1 protein-coding gene and 1 pseudogene are annotated in these 3,273 nt (G+C 58.6%); both read left to right on the top strand.

Annotation, left to right across the window (positions count from 1 at the left end; genetic code table 11):
* The coding region (locus tag WC026_RS17210) for a ferric reductase-like transmembrane domain-containing protein (RefSeq protein ID WP_372712237.1) at positions 1-1,113 on the top strand (1,113 nt) is incomplete at its 5' end.
* Positions 1,114-1,363: 250 nt separating this feature from the next.
* Positions 1,364-3,182 (top strand): annotated as a pseudogene (locus WC026_RS17205) (heavy metal translocating P-type ATPase); the annotation flags it as partial.
* Between the last annotated feature and the right edge of the window lie 91 nt (positions 3,183-3,273).

Raw genomic sequence — 3,273 nt, 5'->3', positions numbered from 1 at the left:
CTGGGCATCGGTGCTCTGGTTATCGCCATCTCGCACTGGTTGTGGGCCAATGGGCCGAGATGGGCCGTAGGCCTCGGAGTTCTCGAACGTCCGGCTCGCGGACCGAGGCCACCCGCCGCAAGTCAGGTCGAGCAGACCCTGGCGAGTCTCCGCCATAGTGCCGAGCAAAGCGGCGAATGGGCTTTCTACGCGGCCCTTCTGCTCATCGCCATTGCTCTCATCCAGCGCATTCCTTACCGCTTCTTCTATCAGACCCACAAGCTGCTCGCCGTTGCCTATCTCGTGCTGGTCTTCCACTCCATCGTGCTCATCAGGTTCATCTACTGGTCGTCTCCCATCGGTATCGTCACGGCGGTGTTGATGGGTGGTGGCGTATGGGCTGCGGTCGACGTCCTGCTGGGTCGCGTGGGCATTCACCGGCGTGTCCTGGGCCGCATCGCGTCTCTTGACTATTATACCGGTGTCAGGGTTCTCGAAGCCGAGGTCGATGTCCCCTCCGGATGGCCCGGCCATCAACCCGGTCAATTCGCTTTCGCCATGTCAGATCCAAGCGAGGGCGCACACCCCTACACCATCGCCTCCGCATGGAGCGCAACTAACCGCCGCATCAATTTCATTGTGAAGGAGCTGGGCGATCATACCCGCCAGCTCAAGGACAAGCTTGTCGTAGGACAAGAGGTCAGGATTGAAGGACCTTATGGATGTTTCACGTTTGACGACGCCTGCCCGCATCAAATCTGGGTCGGTGCCGGTATCGGTATCACCCCATTCATTGCCCAAATGAAATACCTCGCGCAGCTCCGCAAGAGCGAGCAAGCGCTTCCTCCCAAAAAGATCGACCTCTTTCATCCTACGATCGATTACGATGAGGTGGCGGAGAGCAAGCTCAGAGCAGATGCCGAGGCTGCCGGCGTGCGGTTGCATTTTCTTGTCGACGCGCGCCATGGGCGTCTAAATGGCGAGCGTATCCGTGCCGAGATCCCGGACTGGCTAGAAGCGAGCATCTGGTTTTGTGGTCCGGCGAGGTTCGGCGAAGCCCTGCGGCGGGATTTCGCGCAGAAACGGTTCCCGATTCACGAGCGGTTTCATCAGGAACTTTTTGCGATGCGCTGAGCACCAGCCTCTCCGCGCTCCCCACGAGGACTGGTACAGTGGACGGAGTTCGGCTCGACAACGCGAAAGGCGCCCGGGGAAAGTCGTTTGGTTATTTCCGCATCAGCATGCGACGATGACGATAGGTGCGCAGAAGAATTTGCGGCGAAAGCAATGATCGCTCTTTTCGTCATCCGCGATTGCATTGGTGTGTCTCACGCGATCGGAACTCGTCGGATTGAGCGGGATCAAATGATCCGTTTGGTGAGCTTTGTTATTTCTCTCCAATACGGGAGTCCTACGAGGGTCTCATGCCAAATTGGTTATCCGACAGCCTGATCCGGCGGATCCTGTTCGGTATCGCGGTGTCCGGGATCGCTGCGGGCGGACTCGCGTGGCTCTTCGGCCGGTCCGCTTGGGCGCAGAGTATCTGGGCCTTCGCAACTCTCCCGGTCATCGTCGGACTGGCAGTATCGATTGTTCGCGATCTTGCAGTCGGTCGTTTCGGAGTCGACGCGATCGCCCTTCTTTCCATGAGCGGCGCGCTGCTTCTTGGAGAGAACCTTGCGGGGATCGTGGTCGCGATCATGTATGCGGGTGGCAATCTGCTCGAAGACTATGCCGTCAGTCGGGCGGAACGGGACCTGAAGACGCTCATCGATCGCGCCCCCCGGATTGCACATCGATACTCAGGTCAGCAAGTCCAAGACGTCGCGGTCGATGAAATCGCCATTGGCGATCGGCTTTTAGTACGAGCGGGCGAAATCCTTCCTGTCGATGGAATTCTCGCGTCGGAATTTGGCGCAATTGATGAGGCTGCTGTTACGGGCGAACCTTTGCCTGTTGTCCGGCAGCGTAACGCCCATCTTCGCAGCGGTTCGGTCAACGCCGGCGAGACGTTCGATATGACAGCAACTACGGTTGCTGGCGAGAATACGTATGCCGGAATCGTTCGAATGGTCACCGCGGCGCAAACTGCAAAAGCGCCCTTTATCCGTGTCGCGGATCGCTTTGCGCTGGCATTGGTACCCGCTACGCTCATACTTGCCGGCGCCGCCTGGCTGTTTTCGGGCGATGCGGTTCGCGCGCTCGCCGTGCTCGTGGCTTCCACGCCTTGTCCTCTTATTCTTGCGGCGCCTGTTGCCTTCGTGGCGGGCGTCTCGCGCGCTGCGAGAGACGGCATACTGATCAAGGATAGTTCCGCGCTTGAATCATTGGCGCGCACGCACGCAGTCATGTTTGACAAAACCGGAACGTTAACGGTTGGCGGCGCCCGACTCGTGGCTATCGAGACGGCGACGCATTTTTCCTCCGATGAAATTTTGCACTTCGCCGGATCGTTGGAACAGGCATCTCATAATGTTGTGGCGGGTGCCATCGTAACGGCCGCGCGTGCTCGCAGCATTGCTCTCGTAGGGCCTGAGAACGTCCGTGAAGCGATGGGCTCCGGCATTGAAGGGCGTGTCGCCGGAAAACTAGTGAAGGCAGGTTCTGACAAGTTTGTCTTCGGACACTCTAAGCTTCAGCCTTGGGCTGTCCGGGTTCTGCGAAGGGCGTCCTGGCGTTCCGCTTTAAGCGTTTTCGTTTCCGTCGACGAGCAGCCCATTGGGGCATTGCTTCTTGCCGACGAACTTCGCCGTGAAACGCCGAGAGCCATTCAGGCACTTAGAACGTCTGGAATTAAGCGCATTGTGATGGTGACGGGAGATCGAGCGGATGCGGCCGAGACAATCGGGGCGGCATTGGATATCGATGCCATACTCGCCGATCGAGTGCCTTCCGATAAGGTCGAGGCCGTGGCTGCAGAGCGGCGGTTGCATCCCACGATTATGGTCGGCGACGGCATAAACGATGCGCCGGCCCTGGCGGCGGCCGACGTCGGCATAGCGATGGGCGCAAGGGGTGCCAGCGCCTCATCCGAAGCGGCCGATGTCGTCATCTTGGTGGATCGCCTCGATAAAGTTGCTGACGCGGTCACCATTGCCTGGAGGGCGTATGAAATAGCCCTGCAGAGCATCTTTATTGGGCTGGGGCTCTCCGGCATCGCAATGATGTCCATTGTCAGATTTTTCGGGACAATTGAGCGTGTGATCTAAGAGAGTTTTTGGCTCATCTGTTTGAAGGTCATGCTGCTGCGTTGAAGTGCTGTTGGCGTCGTAACTCGATGGTGCGCCGTTTGAT

It is taken from the genome of Hyphomicrobium sp. (assembly GCF_041674905.1).
Taxonomy (GTDB): domain Bacteria; phylum Pseudomonadota; class Alphaproteobacteria; order Rhizobiales; family Hyphomicrobiaceae; genus Hyphomicrobium_B.
The sequence above is the reverse complement of the archived record's forward strand: the minus strand, read 5'-3'. Positions and strand labels throughout refer to the sequence as shown.